The organism is Pseudomonas sp. Leaf48, assembly GCF_001421885.1.
Classification (GTDB): Bacteria; Pseudomonadota; Gammaproteobacteria; order Pseudomonadales; family Pseudomonadaceae; genus Aquipseudomonas.
The window spans coordinates 309,169-330,548 of record NZ_LMLH01000001.1; the positions used below are offsets into that span (position 1 = coordinate 309,169).

At 59.3% G+C, this 21,380-nt stretch carries 21 protein-coding genes and 1 tRNA gene; 15 read left to right on the forward strand and 7 right to left on the reverse strand.

Going from position 1 to position 21,380, the window contains the following annotated elements; all coding sequences use genetic code 11:
• The first annotated feature begins 122 nt into the window (after nucleotides 1-122).
• The 15 genes from ASE98_RS01415 (at nucleotide 123) to nadA (ending at nucleotide 11,998) form a co-directional block, all read left to right on the forward strand.
• Nucleotides 123-869 carry a YebC/PmpR family DNA-binding transcriptional regulator gene (locus tag ASE98_RS01415; RefSeq protein ID WP_046042206.1) on the forward strand — a complete coding sequence of 249 codons (747 nt, stop codon included), beginning with the start codon at nucleotides 123-125 and terminating at the stop codon, nucleotides 867-869.
• A gap of 319 nt (nucleotides 870-1,188) precedes the next feature.
• Complete coding sequence (gene ruvC / locus ASE98_RS01420) at nucleotides 1,189-1,713, forward strand: crossover junction endodeoxyribonuclease RuvC (protein ID WP_008015799.1); 525 nt, start codon at nucleotides 1,189-1,191, stop codon at nucleotides 1,711-1,713.
• Nucleotides 1,714-1,827: 114 nt separating this feature from the next.
• Nucleotides 1,828-2,436, forward strand: a complete 609-nt coding sequence (gene ruvA / locus ASE98_RS01425) for a Holliday junction branch migration protein RuvA (RefSeq protein ID WP_007995640.1) — start codon at nucleotides 1,828-1,830, stop codon at nucleotides 2,434-2,436.
• Nucleotides 2,437-3,498 (forward strand): Holliday junction branch migration DNA helicase RuvB, encoded by a 1,062-nt coding sequence (ruvB, locus tag ASE98_RS01430; RefSeq protein WP_060539645.1) that lies wholly within the window; start codon nucleotides 2,437-2,439, stop codon nucleotides 3,496-3,498.
• A 127-nt stretch (nucleotides 3,499-3,625) separates the two neighbouring features.
• On the forward strand, nucleotides 3,626-4,093 hold the full coding sequence (ybgC, locus tag ASE98_RS01435; RefSeq protein WP_060539646.1) for a tol-pal system-associated acyl-CoA thioesterase: 468 nt from the start codon (nucleotides 3,626-3,628) through the stop codon (nucleotides 4,091-4,093).
• Complete coding sequence (tolQ, locus tag ASE98_RS01440) at nucleotides 4,083-4,778, forward strand: protein TolQ (protein WP_060539647.1); 696 nt, start codon at nucleotides 4,083-4,085, stop codon at nucleotides 4,776-4,778. Before ybgC ends, tolQ begins: the two co-directional genes overlap by 11 nt.
• A gap of 23 nt (nucleotides 4,779-4,801) precedes the next feature.
• Nucleotides 4,802-5,254, forward strand: a complete 453-nt coding sequence (tolR, locus tag ASE98_RS01445) for a protein TolR (RefSeq protein ID WP_162237374.1) — start codon at nucleotides 4,802-4,804, stop codon at nucleotides 5,252-5,254.
• Complete coding sequence (tolA, locus tag ASE98_RS01450; protein ID WP_060539649.1) at nucleotides 5,254-6,333, forward strand: cell envelope integrity protein TolA; 1,080 nt, start codon at nucleotides 5,254-5,256, stop codon at nucleotides 6,331-6,333. The genes tolR and tolA overlap by 1 nt, the downstream gene beginning before the upstream one ends.
• A 17-nt stretch (nucleotides 6,334-6,350) precedes the next feature.
• On the forward strand, nucleotides 6,351-7,631 hold the full coding sequence (gene tolB, locus ASE98_RS01455; protein ID WP_256352653.1) for a Tol-Pal system beta propeller repeat protein TolB: 1,281 nt from the start codon (nucleotides 6,351-6,353) through the stop codon (nucleotides 7,629-7,631).
• A gap of 52 nt (nucleotides 7,632-7,683) precedes the next feature.
• Nucleotides 7,684-8,181, forward strand: coding sequence for a peptidoglycan-associated lipoprotein Pal (gene pal / locus ASE98_RS01460; protein ID WP_003178634.1), 498 nt, complete (start codon nucleotides 7,684-7,686; stop codon nucleotides 8,179-8,181).
• A 6-nt stretch (nucleotides 8,182-8,187) separates the two neighbouring features.
• A complete protein-coding gene (gene ybgF, locus ASE98_RS01465; protein ID WP_060539651.1) occupies nucleotides 8,188-9,027 on the forward strand; it encodes a tol-pal system protein YbgF in 840 nt (279 codons plus the stop codon).
• A gap of 167 nt (nucleotides 9,028-9,194) precedes the next feature.
• Nucleotides 9,195-9,842: a 7-carboxy-7-deazaguanine synthase QueE gene (queE, locus tag ASE98_RS01470; RefSeq protein ID WP_020798452.1), complete on the forward strand. Its 648-nt coding sequence runs from the start codon at nucleotides 9,195-9,197 to the stop codon at nucleotides 9,840-9,842.
• A gap of 1 nt (nucleotide 9,843) precedes the next feature.
• Entirely contained in the window at nucleotides 9,844-10,536 is a 693-nt protein-coding gene (gene queC / locus ASE98_RS01475) for a 7-cyano-7-deazaguanine synthase QueC (RefSeq protein WP_060539652.1), read from the forward strand.
• 63 nt (nucleotides 10,537-10,599) lie between these two features.
• Nucleotides 10,600-10,675, forward strand: a tRNA-Lys gene (locus tag ASE98_RS01480).
• Nucleotides 10,676-10,939: 264 nt separating this feature from the next.
• A complete protein-coding gene (gene nadA, locus ASE98_RS01485) occupies nucleotides 10,940-11,998 on the forward strand; it encodes a quinolinate synthase NadA (RefSeq protein WP_060539653.1) in 1,059 nt (352 codons plus the stop codon).
• 137 nt (nucleotides 11,999-12,135) lie between these two features.
• Here the strand turns inward: nadA and ASE98_RS01490 are convergent, their stop codons facing one another.
• The 7 genes from ASE98_RS01490 to ASE98_RS01520 form a co-directional block, all read right to left on the reverse strand.
• Nucleotides 12,136-12,624 carry an RDD family protein gene (locus tag ASE98_RS01490; RefSeq protein ID WP_060539654.1) on the reverse strand — a complete coding sequence of 163 codons (489 nt, stop codon included), beginning with the start codon at nucleotides 12,622-12,624 and terminating at the stop codon, nucleotides 12,136-12,138.
• Between the two features lie 95 nt (nucleotides 12,625-12,719).
• Nucleotides 12,720-12,932: a cold-shock protein gene (locus ASE98_RS01495; protein ID WP_007977299.1), complete on the reverse strand. Its 213-nt coding sequence runs from the start codon at nucleotides 12,930-12,932 to the stop codon at nucleotides 12,720-12,722.
• A gap of 405 nt (nucleotides 12,933-13,337) precedes the next feature.
• The gene (gene gcvT, locus ASE98_RS01500) at nucleotides 13,338-14,462 is read right to left on the reverse strand and encodes a glycine cleavage system aminomethyltransferase GcvT (protein ID WP_060539655.1); all 1,125 of its coding nucleotides are present in this window, start codon (nucleotides 14,460-14,462) and stop codon (nucleotides 13,338-13,340) included.
• A 39-nt stretch (nucleotides 14,463-14,501) separates the two neighbouring features.
• Nucleotides 14,502-15,878 (reverse strand): L-serine ammonia-lyase, encoded by a 1,377-nt coding sequence (locus ASE98_RS01505; RefSeq protein ID WP_060539656.1) that lies wholly within the window; start codon nucleotides 15,876-15,878, stop codon nucleotides 14,502-14,504.
• A 207-nt stretch (nucleotides 15,879-16,085) separates the two neighbouring features.
• Complete coding sequence (gene gcvP / locus ASE98_RS01510; protein ID WP_060539657.1) at nucleotides 16,086-18,938, reverse strand: aminomethyl-transferring glycine dehydrogenase; 2,853 nt, start codon at nucleotides 18,936-18,938, stop codon at nucleotides 16,086-16,088.
• An 11-nt stretch (nucleotides 18,939-18,949) separates the two neighbouring features.
• Nucleotides 18,950-19,333 carry a glycine cleavage system protein GcvH gene (gene gcvH, locus ASE98_RS01515; protein ID WP_060539658.1) on the reverse strand — a complete coding sequence of 128 codons (384 nt, stop codon included), beginning with the start codon at nucleotides 19,331-19,333 and terminating at the stop codon, nucleotides 18,950-18,952.
• 440 nt (nucleotides 19,334-19,773) lie between these two features.
• A complete protein-coding gene (locus ASE98_RS01520; protein ID WP_060539659.1) occupies nucleotides 19,774-21,282 on the reverse strand; it encodes a sigma-54-dependent transcriptional regulator in 1,509 nt (502 codons plus the stop codon).
• Nucleotides 21,283-21,380: the final 98 nt, after the last annotated feature.

A 21,380-nucleotide genomic window follows, 5' to 3' on the forward strand; every position in this document is an offset into this window, starting at 1 on the left:
GCGCATCTTCGGATGCGCCTTTTTTCTATCTGTAATGGTCGAAAACAGATCGGGATTTTTGTTTGCCGGCTGGCGCGTCATGGCGCGGCGGGCAATGTTTCAAAGAGAATACGGAGCGAGTTATGGCAGGTCATTCCAAGTGGGCGAACATCAAGCACCGCAAAGAACGTCAGGATGCCAAGAAGGGCAAGATTTTCACCAAGTGGATTCGTGAGCTGACCGTCGCTGCCCGTCAGGGCGGTGGTGATCCAGGTTCCAACCCACGTTTGCGCCTGGCCCTGGACAAGGCCCTGGGTGCGAACATGAGTCGCGATATCATCGATCGCGCGGTGGCCCGCGGTGCCGGCGCAGCCGATACCGATGATATGGTCGAACTGACCTACGAAGGTTACGGCCCGGGCGGCGTGGCGGTAATGGTCGAGTGCATGACCGACAACCGCAACCGTACAGCGGCAGCCGTTCGCCACGCATTCAGCAAATGCGGCGGCAACCTCGGTACCGATGGCTCGGTGGCCTACCTGTTCGAGCGCAAGGGGCAGATTTCCTTCGCCGCCGGCGTGGATGAAGATGCGCTGATGGAAGCGGCCATGGAAGCCGATGCCGATGACGTGGTCACCAACGAAGACGGCTCGATTGACGTGTTCACCTCGTTTGCCGGGTTCTATTCCGTGCGTAACGCGCTGGAAGCGGCCGGGTTCAAAGGTGATGACGCCGAAATCGTCATGCTGCCGACCACCAGTGCCGAACTGGATCTGGAAGGTGCCGAGAAAGTCCTCAAGCTGATCGACATGCTCGAGGATCTGGATGACGTACAAAACGTCTACTCCAATGCGGATATCCCGGAATCGGTGGCCGCACAGCTCGGCTAATGCTAACGAAGTCCGGCGAGGAAGCGAACCTGCGTGGTGAGGTAACTCATGAGGTGAGGTAACTCATGAGGTGAGGTAACTCATGAGGTGAGGGGGCTTTTGTGGCGAGGGGGCTTGCCCCCGTTGGACTGCGTAGCAGGCCCAGGTTTCTGGGGCCGCTGCGCGACCCAACGGGGGCAAGCCCCCTCGCCACACAAGCCCCTCACTACAGCCCCTATCTACAGCCCCTCACTACACAAAGCCCCTCACTAATCAGGCTCGCTCCCACATCTATTATTCGTGTATTAAGTATCGTGGTTTTACTTAACCCGCAGGCGTTATGACTTTAATTCTTGGTATCGACCCCGGTTCGCGCATCACCGGGTATGGTGTGGTGCGTGACACCGGCCGTGGCTGCGAATACGTGGCTTCGGGCTGCATCCGCACTGGCGCCGGCGAACTGCACGAGCGTCTGCAAATTGTCTATCGCGGAGTGCGCGAGATCATTCAGACATACCACCCCGTGACCATGGGCATCGAAAAGGTGTTCATGGCGCGCAATGCCGATTCCGCCCTGAAGCTGGGGCAGGCCCGTGGCGCGGCCATCGTGGCGGGTGCGGAGGAAAGCCTGGAGATCGCCGAGTACACTGCAACCCAGGTCAAACAGGCGGTCGTTGGTACTGGTGCGGCCAACAAGGAGCAGGTGCAAATGATGGTCATGCACATGCTGAAGCTCACCAGCAAGCCGCAAATCGATGCTTCCGACGCCCTGGCCATTGCCATTTGCCACGCTCACACCCGCTCCAGCCTGCTACCTCATGGCCTGGGAGCTGCACGCAGTCGTGGCGGGCGCCTGCGTCTCTGATAGCATCAGCAATCATTTTTATCGAGCGAGGGATTTGCGCCTGATCTGTCGGCGTCATTTCCTCGCTCTTTCAGTCGCTGGCCCAGAGCTGGCCAACGCTCAAGGATTTGTAACGTGATTGGACGTTTGCGCGGCACCCTGGCTGAAAAGCAGCCTCCGCATCTGATTCTGGATGTGAACGGTCTGGGCTATGAACTTGAAGTGCCCATGACGACGCTTTATCGACTGCCGTCGGTCGGTGAACCGCTGACCCTGCACACCCACTTGGTCGTACGCGAAGATGCGCAATTACTCTATGGTTTTGTCGGCAAGCGTGAGCGAGACTTCTTTCGCGAGTTGATCCGCCTCAATGGCGTAGGGCCGAAACTGGCCCTGGCCTTGATGTCCAGTCTGGAGGTCGATGAACTGGTGCGCTGCGTGCAGTCCCAGGACACTTCGGCGCTGACCAAGGTACCGGGTGTGGGCAAGAAAACCGCCGAACGCCTGCTGGTTGAGCTCAAGGATCGCTTCAAGGCCTGGGAAACCGTGCCGGCCATGTTCGCCCTGGTGCCGAACCAGCCGGATGGTCCTGCCCCGGTGAACACCGCGGAAAACGATGCAGTCAGCGCGCTGATCTCCTTGGGTTACAAGCCGCAGGAAGCCAGCAAGGCGGTTTCTGCAATCAAGGAGAAAGGTTTGAGCAGTGAAGACATGATTCGCCGAGCCTTGAAGGGAATGATCTAAGTGATTGAAGCAGATCGTCTGATCGCCGCCACACCGGGCCCGCGTGATCGCGAGGAAGTCCAGGACCGGGCGATTCGTCCTGTCAGCCTGGCCGAATACATTGGCCAGCCGACCGTTCGCGAGCAGATGGAGTTGTTCATCCAGGCTGCCCGTGGGCGTAACGAGTCCCTGGACCACACGCTGATTTTCGGCCCGCCGGGTCTGGGCAAGACCACCCTGGCCAACATCATCGCCCAGGAAATGGGCGTGTCGATCAAGAGTACCTCGGGGCCGGTGCTGGAGCGCCCGGGCGATCTGGCGGCGCTGCTGACCAATCTCGAGCCTCATGACGTGCTGTTCATCGACGAAATCCATCGGCTGTCGCCGATTGTCGAAGAAGTGCTATACCCGGCCATGGAAGATTTCCAGCTCGACATCATGATCGGTGAAGGCCCGGCGGCGCGGTCCATCAAGCTTGATCTGCCGCCATTCACCCTGGTCGGCGCGACCACGCGCGCGGGCATGCTGACCAATCCGTTGCGGGACCGATTCGGCATTGTTCAGCGTCTGGAGTTCTACAGCAACGCCGATCTGTCGACCATTGTCAGCCGTTCGGCAAGCATCCTCGGTTTGCCGCTGGATCCTGAGGGCGCCTTCGAAATCGCCCGGCGGGCCCGTGGTACGCCGCGGATCGCCAACCGTTTGTTGCGCCGGGTCCGCGATTTTGCCGAGGTTCGTGCCAAGGGCCACATCACCAAGCCGATTGCCGATCTGGCGCTGAACCTGCTGGATGTCGACGAGCGTGGTTTCGATCACCAGGACCGGCGTCTGTTGTTGACCATGATCGAGAAGTTCGACGGTGGTCCTGTCGGAGTCGATAGCCTGGCTGCCGCCATCAGTGAAGAGCGTCACACCATCGAAGACGTGCTGGAGCCTTACCTGATTCAGCAGGGCTACATCATGCGCACGCCTCGGGGTCGAGTAGTGACGCGGCATGCCTATCTGCATTTCGGCTTAAATATTCCGTCACGATTGGGCGAAATGCCCGTGGTAGACGAGTTTCTTGATGCCGCGGATGATTAATTAACTTTGCGCGCTGATTTTTTCGGGCAATGTAGGGTCCCAGGACCGTACTTTCGCGAGAAAGCCGCAGAACATTGAAAAACAGTTGCCTGTCCGGATTGGCAACCTGAGGAGTAAGCACTAGAGTATGCGCGCGCAAAACGGGCTTGACCTTTTCGCACATCGTTGTCGCGTTTATTACGAGGACACCGATGCGGGCGGCATCGTGTATTACGTCAATTACCTCAAGTTTATGGAACGGGCTCGAACCGAGCGGCTACGAGAACTGGGCTTTGCCCAATCGCAGCTTGCCGGGGAGGACCTGTTGTTCGTCGTGCACTCCAGCGAAGCGCGCTACCACGCGCCGGCGCGACTGGATGACGAACTGCTGGTAAGCGCTGAAGTAATCGAATTGAACCGTGCCAGCCTGCGCTTCAAGCAGCAGGTCAGGCGGGCTACGGATAATGTGCTGCTCTGTGAAGGGCAGTTTCTGGTGGCCTGTGTGCGCACTGAAAGTTTAAAACCCCGGGCCATTCCCGAAGCTCTACGAGCGGCCTTTGCCGACGTGAGCGGCGCGGGTACACACTCAAAGCAGGAGATAAAGCGTGGAAGCTAACGTCGTCGACCATTCCTCCATGTGGAGCCTGGTCAGCAATGCCAGTATTGTGGTGCAACTGGTAATGCTGACCCTGGTAGCCGCATCGGTGACCTCATGGATCATGATCTTTCAGCGCAGCAATCTGATACGCGCCGGTCGACGTGCCCTGGAAAGCTTTGAAGAGCGTTTCTGGTCGGGTATCGACCTGTCCAAACTGTACCGCCAGGCCGGCAGCAACCCGGACCCTGATTCGGGTGTCGAGCAGATCTTCCGCGCCGGCTTCAAGGAGTTCTCCCGTCTGCGTCAGCAGCCAGGCGTAGATCCGGAAGCTGTCATGGAAGGCGTGGCTCGTGCCATGCGCGTAGCCATTTCCCGCGAAGAAGAAAAGCTCGAGCAGAGCCTGCCATTTCTGGCCACCGTCGGTTCCGTCAGCCCGTACATCGGTCTGTTCGGCACCGTGTGGGGCATCATGAACTCCTTCCGTGGTCTGGCGACCGCCCAGCAAGCGACCCTGGCCACTGTGGCCCCGGGTATCGCCGAAGCCCTGATTGCCACCGCGATCGGTCTGTTCGCCGCGATTCCTGCCGTTATCGCTTACAACCGCTTCTCTGCTCGCAGCGAAACCCTGCTGAGCCGTTACTACACCTTCGCCGATGAATTCCAGGCGATCCTGCACCGCAAAGTGCACACCAGCGAAGAATAAGCAGGTAATTTCCAATGGCTTTAATCGCTCGAGCTCGACACAAGCGCAAGCCGGTTGCCGAGATGAACGTGGTGCCTTACATCGACGTGATGCTGGTGCTGCTGGTCATCTTCATGGTGACCGCGCCGATGCTCAATCAGGGCGTGAAAGTTGATCTGCCCAAGGTTTCCAGCGAAGCCTTGCCGCAGGACAACAACACCCAGGTCCTGACCATTTCGATCAAGTCTGACAAGACCTACTACTGGAACCTTGGCAGCGAAGTCGACACCGAAAAGCAGCAGGATCGTGCCATGACCCTGCCGCAGATGACTGACGCCGTGACCAAGATCATTCGCGTCGGCAACGAAGGCGGCAAGCGTACCCAGGTCTTCATTCGCGGCGACAAGAGTGTCGATTATGGCTCTGTCATGGGCGCCATGGGCGGATTGCAGAAAGCCGGTGTCGGTAATGTCGGCTTGATTACCGAGGCGCCCTGATGCAGCAACAGCGAGAGCCCTCCGCCTCGGAAAGCTACTTCTGGCCTAGTGTCTGGGCGATTGGCTTGCACGTGCTGGTGTTCGGCATGCTGTTCGTCAGTTTTGCCTTTACCCCTGAGCTGCCGCCGGCCAAACCGATTGTCCAGGCGACCTTGTACCAGCTGAAATCGAAAAGTCAGGCAACCACCCAGACCAATCAGAAGATTGCGGGTGAGGCGAAGAAATCCGCCGCGCGCCAGACCGAAGTCGAGCAGCTGGAGCAGAAAAAGGTTGAGCAGGAAGCGGTGAAGGCTGCGGAACAAAAGAAAGAAGAGGCGGCTCAAAAGGCCGAGGAAGCCAAGAAGGCCGACGAGTCGAAGAAAGCGGACGAGGCGAAAAAGGCTGATGAAGCCAAGAAAGCCGACGAAGCGAAGAAGACCGCCGAAGCCAAGAAGGCAGAAGAGAAACAATTGGCTGATATAGCCAAGAAGAAATCGGAAGAAGAAGCCAAGAAGGCTGCGGAAGAAGAGGCCAAGAAAGCGGCCGCTGAAGAAGCGAAGAAAAAGATCGTCGAAGACGCGAAGAAGAAAGCCGCGGAAGACGCCAAGAAGAAAGCTGAAGCTGAAGAGGCGAAGAAGAAAGTCGCCGAAGACGCGAAGAAGAAAGCTGCTGCCGATGCTGCGAAGAAGAAATCGCAGGAAGCGGCACGTAAATCCGCCGAAGACAAAAAGGCCCAGGCCCTGGCAGATTTGCTTTCCGACACGCCGCAGCGTCAGCAGGCCCTGGCTGATGAGCAGGGCGACGAAGTCGCCGGTGATTTCGACGACCTGATTCGTATGCGTGCAGCGGAAGGCTGGGCTCGTCCACCTTCGGCCCGCAAAGGCATGACGGTCGTATTGCAGATTGGCATGTTGCCTGATGGTACGGTGACGTCGGTCAGCGTGGCCAAGTCCAGTGGCGACGGTCCGTTTGACGCTTCGGCTGTAGCAGCGGTGAAGAATATTGGACGTTTGACAGAAATGCAGGGAATGAAGCCGAGTGATTTCGCTCAGTATCGTTCATTCAAGATGACATTCACGCCTGAGGATTTAGCTCCGTGAGAAACCTTCTACGAGGAATGCTAGTCGCTATCTGCTGCATGGCAGGGATGGCGATGGCAGATGAGAAAAACATTCTGGTCACCAGCGGCAGTGATCGGGCTACTCCGATCGCGGTCGTGCCGTTCGGTTTCCAGGGCGGCAGCGTGCTGCCGGACGACATGGCGGAAATCATCGGTAACGACCTGCGCAACTCGGGTTATTACTCGCCGATTCCAAAACAGAACATGATCAGCCAGCCGAGCCAGGCCAGCGAAATCATCTTCCGTGACTTCAAGGCACTGGGTGCCCAGTACGTCATGGTCGGCAGCATTGTTCCAGCCGGCGGTCGCCTGCAGGTGCAATACGCGCTGTTCAACGTCGCGACCGAGCAGCAAGTGCTGACCGGTAGCGTCTCGGGCGGTGTCGATCAACTGCGCGACATGTCGCACTACATCTCCGACCAGTCGTTCGAAAAGCTCACCGGTATCAAGGGGGCGTTCTCGACTCGTCTGCTGTACGTGACGGCCGAGCGTTTTTCCGAGAAAAACACTCGCTACACCTTGCAGCGCTCGGACTATGACGGTGCCCGCGCCGTGACCCTGCTGCAATCGCGCGAGCCAATTCTCTCGCCGCGTTTCGCTCCCGATGGCAAGCGCATCGCCTATGTCTCGTTCGAGCAGAAACGCCCGCGTATCTTCATGCAGAACATCGATACCGGTCGCCGCGAGCAGATCACCAACTTCGAAGGCCTCAATGGTGCACCTGCCTGGTCGCCGGATGGCAATCGCCTGGCGTTCGTGCTGTCCAAGGACGGCAACCCGGACATCTACGTGATGAACCTGGGTTCGCGCCAGATCACTCGTGTCACCAACGGCCCGGGCATCAACACCGAACCGTTCTGGGGCAAGGATGGTTCGACCATCTACTTCACCTCAGACCGTGGCGGCAAGCCACAGATCTACAAAACCAGCGCCGGTGGTGGCGGTGCCGAGCGTGTGACTTTCGTCGGCAACTACAACGCCAACCCGAAGCTTTCGGCTGACGAAAAAACTCTTGTAATGATTCACCGGCAAGATGGTTTCACCAATTTCAAGGTGGCGGCCCAGGATTTGCAGCGCGGTAGTGTAAAAATCCTCACTGATAGCACTCTGGACGAGTCGCCTACTGTCGCGCCCAACGGCACCATGGTAATCTACGCCACCCGCCAGCAGGGCCGGGGAGTCTTGATGCTCGTGTCCATAAATGGACGCGTGAGGCTCCCGCTTCCTACCGCACAAGGCGAAGTCAGAGAACCGTCCTGGTCCCCTTACCTGAACTGACGCGGCGCTATACGTTTTACTTAACACACTGGGGTTCATTAGGAGTTTCACGATGGAAATGCTGAAGTTTGGTAAATTTGCTGCGCTGGCTCTCGCCATGGCTGTAGCTGTAGGTTGCTCGTCCAAAGGCGGCGACAATGCCGGTGAAGGCGCAGTAGATCCAAACGCTGGTTACGGCGCAAACACTGGTGCAGTTGACGGCTCCCTGAGCGAAGAAGCTGCTCTGCGCGCTATCACCACTTTCTACTTCGAATACGACAGTTCGGACCTGAAGCCAGAAGCCATGCGCGCTCTGGACGTTCACGCCAAAGACCTGAAAGCAAACGGCGCTCGCGTTGTTCTGGAAGGCAACACCGACGAACGTGGTACTCGTGAGTACAACATGGCACTGGGCGAGCGTCGTGCGAAAGCCGTTCAGCGCTACCTGGTACTGCAAGGCGTTTCCCCAGCTCAGCTGGAACTGGTTTCCTACGGCGAAGAGCGTCCAGTTGCTACCGGCAACGACGAGCAGTCCTGGGCTCAAAACCGTCGCGTCGAACTGCGTAAGTAATTCGATATGCGAACGTGCCGTCGTGCTGTAACTGTTCTGGCTCTCAGCCTCGCACCGCTTGCGGTGTGGGCTGCGGTTCCTGTAGTCGAGGACAACTCCGGCTATAACAATAGCGGGAGCAGTTATCCGCCTGCAGGTTACGGTACGAACGGCGCCTATGCCGGGGGAGGGGTTTCGACCCCTGTCTCGGCACAGGGCCAGCTGTTCAACCAACTGCAACAAATGCAGGATCAGATTTCGCGCCAGCAGGGTGTGATTGAAGAACTGCAAAATGATGTATCGCGCATGAAGCAAGAAAGCCTGGAGCGATATCAGGATCTTGATCGGCGCATAGGAACCGGCGTTGCACCAGCCGCGACTCCTGAAAATTCTTCCACCGGTGGCGATTTGAACGCACCCGGTGCAGCAGCTGGTGCAGGGGTAGGCGCAGCTGCCGCTCAAGCACCTGCCGCGGGTGGCGAACCGGCGGATCCGGCGAAGGAAAAGCTCTATTACGATGCTGCCTTCGACCTGATCAAGGCCAAGGATTTCGACAAGGCCAGCCAGGCTTTTGCCGCTTTCCTGCGCAAATACCCGAACAGCCAATACGCGGGCAATGCCCAGTACTGGTTGGGCGAAGTGAACCTGGCCAAAGGCGATCTGCAAGGTGCAGGTCAGGCGTTTGCCAAGGTTTCGCAGCTGTATCCAAAACACGCCAAAGTGCCTGATTCGCTGTACAAGCTCGCTGATGTAGAGCGCCGCCTGGGTCATACCGACAAGGTCAAAGGCATTCTGCAGCAGGTCGTGTCCCAGTATCCGGGCACTTCGGCTGCTCAGTTGGCCCAGCGTGATCTGCAGAAAATGTAAGGGCTGCTTGAGCCGTTTTGAAGAAACCCGCGCTTGTCGCGGGTTTTTTCGTTAGAATTCACGCCCTTTTTATGAAACACGCTTTTTGCGGCCTGCGCGTTGGCGGGGTCTCTTGAAGTGCCTGACGGAGGCGGACAGCCTGTTTAGCTGTTACGCCCGTGGCGACTATGCAAGACACATTGAGAATTACCGAAGTTTTCTACTCGTTGCAGGGTGAAACGCGGACTGCCGGCCTGCCCACAGTTTTTGTGCGCCTGACCGGTTGCCCATTGCGTTGCCAATACTGCGACAGCGCCTATGCCTTTACAGGTGGGACTCTGCGCACCCTCGACGATATCCTCGAGCAGGTTGCCGGTTTCCGCCCGCGTTATGTCTGCGTCACCGGTGGCGAGCCACTGGCGCAACCCAATGCCATCCCATTGCTCAAGCGTTTGTGCGACGCCGGTTACGAAGTGTCACTGGAAACCAGTGGCTCTATCGATATCTCGGCGGTAGATTCCCGGGTCAGTCGCGTTGTCGACCTGAAAACCCCGGGTTCGAAGGAAGCACACCGCAACCGTTACGAGAACATCGAACTGCTCACGCCTAACGATCAGGTGAAGTTTGTCATCTGCTCGCGTGAAGACTACGACTGGTCGGTGTCCAAGCTGATCCAGTACGGTCTCGACCAGCGTGCCGGCGAAGTCCTGTTCTCGCCAAGCCATCATGACCTGAATGCTCGGGACCTGGCGGACTGGGTGGTAGCGGACAACCTGCCAGTGCGTCTGCAATTGCAGTTGCATAAATATCTTTGGAATGACGAGCCGGGGCGCTGATATGACTGAGCAACTGAACACTAATGAAAAGCGTGCGGTCATCTTGCTGTCCGGTGGCCTGGACTCGGCAACGGTCGTCGCGATGGCGCGTGCCGAAGGCTATAGCTGCTACACCATGAGCTTCGACTACGGTCAGCGCTCTCACGCTGAGTTGTACGCCGCCGAGCGCGTTGCGCGGGATCTCGGTGTGGTCGAGCACAAGGTGATCGGTCTCAACCTGAACGGCATGGGTGGCTCAGCGCTGACTGACAGCAGCATCGACATTCCGGAAGAGTTGGGCGAGGGCATTCCGGTGACTTACGTGCCAGCGCGTAACACGGTGTTCCTGTCCCTGGCCCTGGGCTGGGCTGAAGTGCTCGGCGCACGGGACATCTTCATTGGTGTTAATGCGGTGGATTACTCCGGTTACCCGGACTGTCGTCCCGAGTTCATCGAGTCGTTCGAGCGAATGGCCAATCTGGCGACCAAGGCCGGTGTAGAAGGCAATGGCTTCCGCATTCAGGCGCCGCTGCAAAACCTCAGCAAGGCGCAAATTGTTCAGGCTGGCGTGAAGCTGGGTGTGGATTACAGCCTCACCGTTTCCTGCTATCAGGCTGACGACAATGGCCGCGCTTGCGGCAAATGCGACAGCTGCCGCCTGCGCGCTGAAGGCTTCGTGGCGGCCGGAATCAGCGATCCAACCCCTTATTTTTGAATTATTTTAAAATAGGTGTTGAATAGTCCTTAAAAATCAGTATTATACGCGCCACCACACAGCGGGTCGTTAGCTCAGTTGGTAGAGCAGTTGGCTTTTAACCAATTGGTCGTAGGTTCGAATCCCACACGACCCACCATATTTGGCGGTTTAGAAAATCCGGAAGGCCCACGAAAGTGAGGATTTCCGGGTTTTTTTTTGCCTGCGATTTGCGCTTTCGCCGCTCCCGGCCAGCGCTGCGCCGCTCAGGCCAGAATCATCTTTTGCATCCTGCGGTTATTCTGTAGCCTTGCGCATCTTCAAAGCTCTGATGATTACTCACTCTCCCGGCGGTACCCTCAAGGGTCTGGAGCCGGGGTGTATACTCGACTTTCGCGCTTAAGCGCCTGCAGGTCTTGCGAACATGACGCAGATTTCCGAACGCCTTCTGGTTCAAGCCCACCTCGACGCCAAGCAGCCCAAGCCGCTGACCGCTGACGAAGAGGCTTACTACCGCGCCGCCATCGCTGCCGAGCTCAAGGCTCAGGACGCGGTGCTGGTCGCACACTTCTATTGCGATCCGGTGATTCAGGCTCTGGCCGAAGAAACCGGTGGTTGCGTTTCCGACTCGCTGGAAATGGCTCGCTTCGGTAATGCTCACCCGGCCAAGACCGTGGTCGTCGCCGGTGTGAAATTCATGGGCGAGACGGCCAAGATCCTCAACCCTGAAAAACGCATCCTGATGCCGACCCTGGAGGCGACCTGCTCGCTGGACCTGGGTTGCCCTGTGGACGAGTTTTCGGCGTTCTGCGATCAGCACCCGGAACGTACGGTGGTGGTCTACGCCAACACTTCGGCGGCGGTCAAGGCGCGGGCGGACTGGGTGGTGACTTCAAGCTGTGCGCTGGAGATCGTCGAGAGCCTGATGGATAACGGCGAAACCATCATCTGGGGCCCGGACAAGCACCTGGGTACTTACATCCAGCGCAAGACCGGTGCCGACATGCTGCTGTGGGACGGTGCCTGCATCGTCCACGAAGAGTTCAAATCCAAGCAGCTCGAAGACATGAAGGCGCTGTACCCCGATGCTGCCATTCTGGTGCACCCGGAGTCGCCCACTTCGGTGATCGAGCTGGCGGATGCCGTCGGCTCCACCAGTCAGCTGATTGCAGCGGCACAGAGCCTGCCGAACAAGACGCTGATCGTCGCCACTGATCGCGGCATCTTCTACAAGATGCAGCAGCTTTGCCCGGACAAGGTGTTTATCGAAGCTCCAACGGCGGGTAACGGCGCGGCGTGCCGCAGTTGCGCGCATTGCCCGTGGATGGCGATGAACACCCTTGAGCGCACGCTGAAGAGCTTGAAGGAAGGGGCGAATGAGATCTTTGTTGATCCGGCGCTGATTCCGCAGGCGATTCGGCCGTTGAAACGCATGCTTGATTTCACTCAGGCTGCGCGGATGAAACTGGCGGGGAACGCCTGAGATCTACCAGGCAGGTCGCATAAAACTGTGGGAGCGGGCTTGCCCGCGAAGGGGGCGTATCAGTCGACTTCGATGTTGTCTGACACGCCCCCTTCGCGAGCAAGTCCGCTCCCACATTGGTTTGTGCTTGCTGGAAATTACTTGGTCTTCTTGGGAATGCGCACCAGCTGGGTATTGGAGTACATGTCATGCCAGCTGCGTTTTTGCTTGTCGAGCAGCGGCCAGAAGAATCCCAGGCCCACGCACAGCAACGACGCGATCGACACCACAAAGCGCAGCAGCGCCTGCCACAGGCTGATGGATGAGCCATCGGCATTCTGTACGCGGATGCACCAGACCTGCATGCCCAGCGTCTGGCCGGTATACGTCCAGAACTTGGCGAAGAAACCGAACAGCGCGAACAGCAGGATCGTCGAGAGCAACGGGTCACCGTCCAGCGCGCCAGCTTCGGTCAGGGTGCGCATCCGCTCTTCGCCGATGATCGCCATCTGCACCATCTTGTAAACGCCGCTGGTAACGATCAACAGGGCCGTGCACAACAGGAAGTCATAGAACATCGCAGCCAGACGACGACCCAGGCCAGCGGCGGGAAAGTCGCCCTGGGGAGTAAGCAGGTGTTTCGACATGGCGGACTCTCGGCGAAAAAAGAAGCCATTTTACGGATTTACGCGCACAAAAAAGCCCCTGATGTCAGCATCAGGGGCTTTTTCGTTACAGAAGATTAGGCTTCTGCTTGTACTTCGTCAGCCTGCATGCCTTTCTGGCCCTGCACAGCGATGAAAGTCACTTTCTGGCCTTCTTTCAGGCTCTTGAAGCCGTTGCCCTGGATGGCGCGGAAGTGGACGAACAGATCCGGACCGCTTTCAGGAGTGATAAAACCAAAACCTTTCTCGTCGTTAAACCACTTGACGGTACCGCTCTGACGTTGGGACATTTCTTATTTCCTTTGACGCAAAAATTGATGACAGTCTCTTTCTCATGAAAGAGTACTGGGGCTGGTTGCAGGAGAGTAAGAAGACGTCGAACGGGATGTAGCTAACTTGTAGGCTACTGCCCAGGTCACGATTCCAAGCGACCCATGCAAACACAGTGAACAAACTCTACGCCAACTACGGGAGTAAAAACAAGCCCCCGCGAGGGCCCGTATTTGCTCAGGTTGATGGCATTTAGTCAGTTCACTAGTGGAGCCTTATTCACTAACGTTGTTCAATTGTTTTCGATCGTTATAAGCAAAGTTCATAATCGAAGCTTAGAGCTAAAACCATGCACTATTTTATGGCGATTGCGTTACACATTAGTGCGCTGTTAACGCAATCGCGTTACTTATAGGAACAATTAATCAGCCACGGTAGTAGCGTTGTGGAACAAATGGCATTTTGCTTACAACCAAAGGCACCTTTTTCCCACGTACGATCGCCCACACGGGAGTGTCCAGCGCAGTGTAGGCGCTGTCGACGTAACCCATGGCCAGCGGCGCACCCAAGGTCGGTCCGAAACCACCGCTGCAGACGCTGCCGATGATCTCGCCCGCTTCATTGACGATCTCGGCGCCCTCACGCACCGGGGTGCGCTCCTGCGGTAACAGGCCGACACGCTTGCGGCTGACACCTGATTGTTGCTGAGCGAACACGTTTTCGGCGCCAGGGAAGCCACCGGCCCGCGCACCATCGGCACGGCGAGGTTTCGAGATCGCCCACAGCAGGCTGGCTTCGATTGGCGACGTTTCGGTGTTCATGTCGTGGCCGTACAGGCACAGGCCCGCTTCCAGACGCAGGGAGTCGCGTGCGCCCAGGCCAATGGCAGCCACTTCCGGTTCAGCCAGCAGCGCGCGAGCCAGCGCTTCGGCGTTGGCGGTCGGCACGGAGATTTCGAAACCGTCTTCACCGGTATAACCCGAGCGGCTGACGAAGCAGTCCACGCCCAGCAGTTTTACCCGGGCGAACTGCATGAAGGTCATTTTTGCAGCTTCTGGTGCCAGGCGCGCCAGCACGGTGACCGCCGCCGGACCTTGCAAGGCGAGCAGCGCACGTTCTTCGAACAGCGGCTCAATGGTGCACTGGTCGCCGATGTGTTGGCGCAGGTGCGCCAGGTCCTGATCCTTGCAAGCGGCGTTGACCACCAGGAACAGCTCGTCGTTGCCCAGGTTGGCGACCATCAGGTCGTCAAGGATGCCACCGGTCTGGTTGGTGAACATGGCGTAGCGCTGCATGCCCACCGGCAGGTCGATGATGTCCACCGGCACCAGGGTCTCCAGGGCCTTGGCAGCGTTGGCACCGGTCAGGCGGATCTGGCCCATGTGCGAGACATCGAACAGCCCGGCTTGATCACGGGTGTGCTGGTGTTCCTTCATCACGCCCAACGGGTATTGCACGGGCATGTCATAGCCGGCGAACGGCACCATGCGCGCACCGAGTTCGATGTGCAGAGCGTGCAGCGGGGTTTTCAACAGTTGTTCGGTGGACATATTCAGCTCCTGAAAAAGTGTGCAGACGTGGTGAGCACATCAGCACTCGATAATGTTGACCGCCAAACCGCCACGGGCGGTTTCCTTGTATTTGCTTTTCATGTCGGCGCCGGTCTGGCGCATGGTGCGAATGACCTTGTCGAGGGAGACGAAGTGTTGCCCGTCGCCGCGCAAGGCCATGCGCACGGCATTGATGGCCTTGACCGAACCCATGGCGTTGCGCTCGATGCAGGGCACCTGCACCAGTCCGCCGATCGGGTCGCAAGTCAGGCCGAGGTTGTGTTCCATGCCGATTTCCGCGGCGTTCTCCACTTGTTGCACGGTGCCGCCGAGCACCTCGCACAAGGCACCGGCGGCCATGGAACAGGCAACGCCGACTTCACCCTGACAGCCGACTTCGGCGCCGGAGATCGAGGCGTTTTCCTTGTACAGAATGCCGATGGCCGCAGCGGTCAACAGGAACCGCACCACGCCGTCGTCAGTCGCGCCGGGGATGAAGCGCATGTAGTAATGCAGTACCGCCGGAATGATCCCGGCCGCGCCGTTGGTCGGTGCCGTCACCACGCGCCCGCCATTGGCGTTTTCTTCGTTGACCGCCAGGGCGTAGAGGTTGACCCAGTCCAGCACCGACAGCGGATCGCGCAAGGACGATTCGGGGTTCTTGCACAATTGTCGGTGCAGCGCGGCGGCCCGACGCTTGACCTTCAGGCCACCGGGCAGGATGCCTTCGTTACGGCATCCGGCCGCGACGCAGTCTTGCATGACTTGCCAGATGTTCAGCAGGCCGGCACGGGTTTGCGCTTCCGGGCGCCAGGCGCTTTCGTTGGTCAGCATCACCTGGCTGATCGACAGTCCGTATTTGACGCAATGACCGAGAAGATCCTTGGCGCTCTTGAACGGGAAGGTCAGGGGCGTGGCGTCTTCGACGATACGGTCGGCGCCGGCGGCGTCTTCATCGACGACAAAACCACCGCCCACTGAGTAATACTCGCGGCTGCGGATTTGCAGGCCTGCAGCGTCGAACGCGCGGAAAATCATGCCGTTAGGGTGATAAGGCAGGGGTTTGCGAATCATCGCCAGGTGTTCTTTCTCGTTGAACGCAATGCTGTGTTCACCGAGCAGGTTCAAGCGTGCGTTGCTGCGAATCTCTTGCAGGCGCGCAGCGACGGTTTCCGTGTCCACGGTATCCGGGTGTTCGCCTTCCAGGCCCAGCAGCACGGCCTTGTCACTGCCGTGGCCCTTGCCGGTGGCGCCGAGCGAGCCGTACAGCTCGACTTTGACGCAGGCGGTTGAGGTCAGCAGGTTCTCGCGACGCAAGCCTTCGGCAAACCGCGCAGCCGCGCGCATCGGGCCGACGGTGTGGGAACTGGAGGGGCCGATGCCAATCTTGAACAGGTCGAACACGCTTAACGACATGGTTGTTCTCCGGTTTCTTGTTATTGGATATCGACGCAAATCTTGTGATGAGACTGGACCCTGTGGGAGCGGGCTTGCTCGCGAAGGCGGCGTAACAGGCAGCACATCTGGCGCCTGACACACCGCCTTCGCGAGCAAGCCCGCTCCCACAAGGGGAAGGCGGTGTTCTTGAACAGTGGGGGCGAGTAAACCCACCCCCTCATTCGTTTAAGCGTAGCTTTCGATCGACGGGCAGGCGCAAACCAGGTTGCGATCGCCAAACACGTTGTCGACGCGACCGACCGGCGGCCAGTACTTGCCTTCGATCAACGACGCTACCGGGTAAACCGCTTGCTCGCGGCTGTACGGATGCGTCCACTCGCCAACGATTTCCGCTGCGGTGTGCGGGGCGTTCTTCAGCGGGTTGTCGTCCTTGTCCAGGGTGCCGTTTTCCACCGCGCGGATTTCTTCGCGAATGCGGATCATGGCGTCGCAGAAACGATCCAGTTCTTCCTTGGACTCGCTTTCGGTCGGCTCGATCATCAGTGTGCCGGCCACCGGGAACGACATGGTCGGGGCGTGGAAGCCGAAATCGATCAGGCGCTTGGCGACGTCATCAACACTGATGCCGCTGCTGTCTTTCAACGGACGCAGATCCAGGATGCATTCGTGCGCCACCAGGCCATTGCTGCCGGTGTACAGCACTGGGTAATGCTCTTCGAGGCGACGGGAAATGTAGTTGGCATTGAGGATCGCCAGCTGCGAAGCGCGCTTGAGGCCGGCGCCACCCATCATACGAATGTACATCCAGGTGATCGGCAGAATGCTCGCGCTGCCGAACGGTGCCGCGCATACAGCGCCTTCCTTGCGTGCCATGTGGGCGTGGCCCGGCAGGAACGGAGCCAGGTGCGACTTGACGCCGATCGGGCCGACGCCCGGGCCGCCACCACCGTGTGGAATGCAGAACGTCTTGTGCAGGTTCAGGTGCGACACGTCGCCGCCGAACTTGCCTGGTGCACAGAGGCCGACCATTGCGTTCATGTTGGCGCCGTCGATGTACACCTGGCCGCCGTTGTCATGAATGATGCCGCAGATTTCGCGGATGCCTTCTTCGAACACGCCGTGGGTCGACGGGTAGGTGATCATCAGCGCGGCGAGGTGTTCGCGGTGCTCGATGGCCTTGGCGCGCAGGTCTTCGATGTCGACGTTGCCTCGGGCATCGCAGGCGGTCACGACAACGCGCATGCCGGCCATTTGGGCGGTGGCAGGGTTGGTGCCGTGGGCTGACGACGGGATCAGGCAGATGTCGCGGCGGTCTTCGCCACGGCTCTGGTGATAGGCGCGAATCGCCAGCAGACCTGCGTATTCGCCTTGGGAACCGGCGTTAGGTTGCAACGAGATCGAGTCGTAACCGGTGGCGGCGCAGAGCATCGCTTCCAGTTCATCGGTCAACTGCTGGTACCCAGCACTTTGCTCGGCTGGGGCGAATGGGTGCAGGGCACCGAATTCGGCCCAGGTCACCGGGATCATTTCGCTGGCGGCGTTGAGTTTCATGGTGCACGAACCCAGCGGGATCATGGTGCGATCCAGTGCCAGGTCCTTGTCCGCCAGTTTGCGCAGGTAGCGCATCAGCTCGGTTTCCGAGTGATAGCGGTTGAACACCGGGTGGCTGAGGATTGGCGACTGACGCACCAGGGCGGCCGGCAGAGTGCTGGCGACCGAGCCGGCGAGGGCGGCGAAGTCCGGCAGTGCCTTACCGTCGGCGAAGATTGCCCACAGGGTTTCGATGTCGGACTGGGTGGTGGTTTCGTCCACCGACAGACCCAGGCGTTCGCCATCGACCACACGCAGGTTGATGCGCTGGGCGCGAGCCTGGTCGTGCAGGGCTGCAGTGTTGGCAGCGGTGGCGAGGGTCAGGGTGTCGAAGAAGCTTTGCTGCTCGACGTTCAGGCCCAGGGCGGTAAAGCCTTTGGCCAGGATCGCGGTCAAGTGATGCACGCGATTGGCGATTTGGGTCAGGCCTTTGGGACCGTGGTACACGGCGTACATGCTGGCGATGTTGGCCAGCAGTACTTGCGCGGTGCAGATGTTGCTGGTCGCTTTTTCACGACGGATGTGTTGTTCGCGGGTCTGCATGGCCAGGCGCAGGGCCGGCTTGCCGAAACGGTCCACGGAAACACCGACCAGACGGCCCGGCATGTCGCGCTTGAACGCATCTTTGGTGGAAAAGTACGCCGCGTGCGGGCCACCGAAGCCCAGCGGCACGCCGAAGCGTTGTGCACTGCCGATAGACACGTCGGCACCGAATTCGCCCGGCGGGGTCAGCAGGGTCAGGGCCAGCAGGTCAGCCGCCACGGCCACCAGCGCGTTGGCGGCGTGGAAGCGCTCGGTCAGTTCGCGGTAGTCGAACACGTCACCGTTGCTGGCCGGGTATTGCAACAGGGCGCCGAAGAAGGCGCTGACATCAGTCAGTTCGTGCTCGTCGCCGACAACCACGTCGATGCCCAGCGGCTCGGCGCGGGTGCGCAGTACGTCGAGGGTTTGCGGGTGGCAATGCACGGAGGCGAAGAACTGGTGGCTGCCCTTGTTCTTGCTCAGGCGCTTGCAGAAGGTCATGGCTTCGGCAGCGGCAGTGGCTTCGTCGAGCAGGGAGGCGTTGGCGATCGGCAGGCCGGTGAGGTCGCTGATCAGGGTCTGGAAGTTCAGTAGCGCTTCGAGACGGCCCTGGGAAATTTCTGGCTGGTATGGGGTGTAGGCGGTGTACCAGGCCGGGTTTTCCAGGAGGTTGCGCAGGATCGGCGAAGGCGTGTGGGTACCGTAGTAGCCCTGGCCGATGTAGGTCTTGAACAGTTGGTTCTTGCCGGCGATGGCCTTGATCGAAGCCAGCGCGTCGGCTTCGCTCAAGCCGTCTTCCAGGCCGAGCACGCTGGTGCCCTTGATGCTGTCGGGAATGACGCTGGCGCTCAAGGCTTCCAGGGAGTCGAAGCCGAGGCTGTTGAGCATCGCTTGTTCGTCACCGGCGCGAGGGCCGATGTGACGGGCGATGAATTCGTTGGCGGTTGTCAGGTTGACTTGAGTCATGTCAGTGCTCCTCAGGCTTCGGCTTGGGCTTTGATCAGGCGGTCGTAGGCGTCCTGATCGAGCAGTTGAGCGACAGCCGAGGCGTCGCTTGGCTGGAAGCGGAAGAACCAGCCTTCGCCCAGCGGATCTTCGTTGACCAGCTCAGGGTTGGCGTCCAGCGCCGGGTTCACTTCCAGCACTTCGCCGTCCAGGGGCATGTATACGCCACTGGCTGCTTTGACCGATTCCACGGTGGCGGCTTCGGCGCCTTTGTCGTAGGACTGCAGCTCGGGCAGTTGAACGAAAACCACGTCGCCCAGGGCGTTCTGTGCAAACGCGGTGATGCCGACAGTTACGCTGCCGTCAGCTTCGGTGCGCAGCCATTCGTGATCTTCAGTAAAACGCAACTCGCTCATGGAAACTCCTGGGGGCCAGACTGGTCTGGTGGATGCTATTGAATGCTGGGGCGGTGCCCGGTTATGCAGGAGTACTTAGCAAGAATGCGGCCAGAATTGATAAATTCGTTATTAATCAATGACTTGTAAGTATGTGTCGGGCGGAAAAATTCAATCACTGTAGCGAAATCGATACGGCGCGGGCACGAGAAAAAAGCTGAGGCGGATCAAAGCCTTGCACAGCCGTGATCGGGGAGAGGTGTAGCGATATCGTTCCACTGTAGCGCTTTCAGTACAGGTGGAGGTCGCTTTTGGAGAGATTTTCCGACGGGACACAGAACTTGTGGGAGCGGGCTTGCTCGCGAAGGCTGTGTGCCAGTCAACATATTCGTCGACTGATACACCGCCTTCGCGAGCAAGCCCGCTCCCACAGGGTTCGCGTGAATCAGAGATGAACGGTTTCAGGCCTTGTTGGGAATCCCGTACTTGCGCAGCCGATGGGCGATAGCGGTGTGGGAGGTTTGCAGGCGGTTGGCCAGTTGGCGGGTCGAGGGGTAGCTGGCGTAGAGTTTTTCCAGCAGGGTTTTCTCGAACTCCTCCATGGCCTGTTCCAGGCTGTCGACTTGCTGGTCGTTCTGGCGGGCCACCGAGGTGCCGGCGATGTCGAGGTCGCCGATGTCCACCAGAGTGCTTTCGCAAATGGCCGCGGCGCGGAAGATCACGTTCTGCAACTGCCGCACATTGCCCGGCCAGCGATTACCCAACAACGCCGGATAGGTGCCCGGTGCCAGGCGGCAGACCGGGCGCTGGATCTGTGCGCAGGCCTGCTGCATGAAATGGCGGGCCAGCAGCAGAATGTCCTGGCCGCGTTCACGCAGTGGCGGAACCTCGACATTGAGCACATTGAGGCGATAGAACAGGTCTTCGCGGAACTGGCCTTCGCTGACCATTTTTTCCAGATCGCGGTGGGTTGCGCTGAGGATCCGCACGTTGACCTTGACCTCGCGATCACCGCCGACCCGGCGAAAACTGCCGTCGTTGAGAAAACGCAGCAGTTTCGCCTGCAAATACGGCGACATCTCGCCGATCTCGTCGAGAAACACCGTGCCTTGGTTGGCCAGTTCCATCAGCCCCGGCTTGCCTCCCCGTTGCGCGCCGGTGAAGGCGCCCGGGGCATAACCAAACAGCTCGCTCTCGGCGAGGTTCTCCGGCAACGCCGCACAGTTCAACGCCAGGAATGGTGAACTGTGGCGTGCGCTGATGGCGTGGCAAGCGCGGGCCACCAGCTCTTTGCCGGTGCCGGTTTCGCCCTGAATCAGCAGCGGTGCATCGAGGGCCGCTACGCGCTGGGCGCGGGCCTTGAGGGTGCGGATCACCGGGGATTCGCCGAGCAGCGCGTCAAACCCTTCGGCATGATCATGGTGCAACGCCGACAGGCGCTCGCCGATGCGGTTCGGTTGATACAGGGTCAGCAGGGCACCGGCATCGGTGATTGGCGTGGCGTCGAGCAGCAAGGTCTGGCCGTTGACGGTGATTTCCCGCAAAGGCAGGCGGAAGCCCTGTTCGAGCAACGCATCAAGCAAGGCCGGGTCGTTGAACAATTCAGCGATGCTTTCCCCGGCCGGTTCACGGCCGTACAGGGCGATCAATGCCGGGTTGGCCAGCAACACCTTGCCGGCACTGTCCAGCGCCAGCACCGGGTCGGTCATGGCCGCCAGCAAGGCATCGAGCTGCAAATGCCGACGCTGGCCGGGCAGGATATCCACCACCGTCACCGCTTGTACGCCGCGCACGCTGAACAGGGCATCGCGCAGCTCTTCGAGGACTTGCGGGCTCAGGGTCGGGGCGTCGATGTAGACATTGGGCGGAACCATCTCCACCGCATCCAGATTGAGATTGCGCCCGCCGAGCAGGGCCAGGACTTCCTGGGTGATACCGACGCGGTCGATGAAGCTGACGTGGATACGCATGGGGCGTTTTTGGTTCTGAGGTGCGGAGGGTGGCAATTATGCCTTGGTGCGCAGGGAAGGTGAAATTCAGCGCAGGACTTGGGGGGGGGGTGATACGA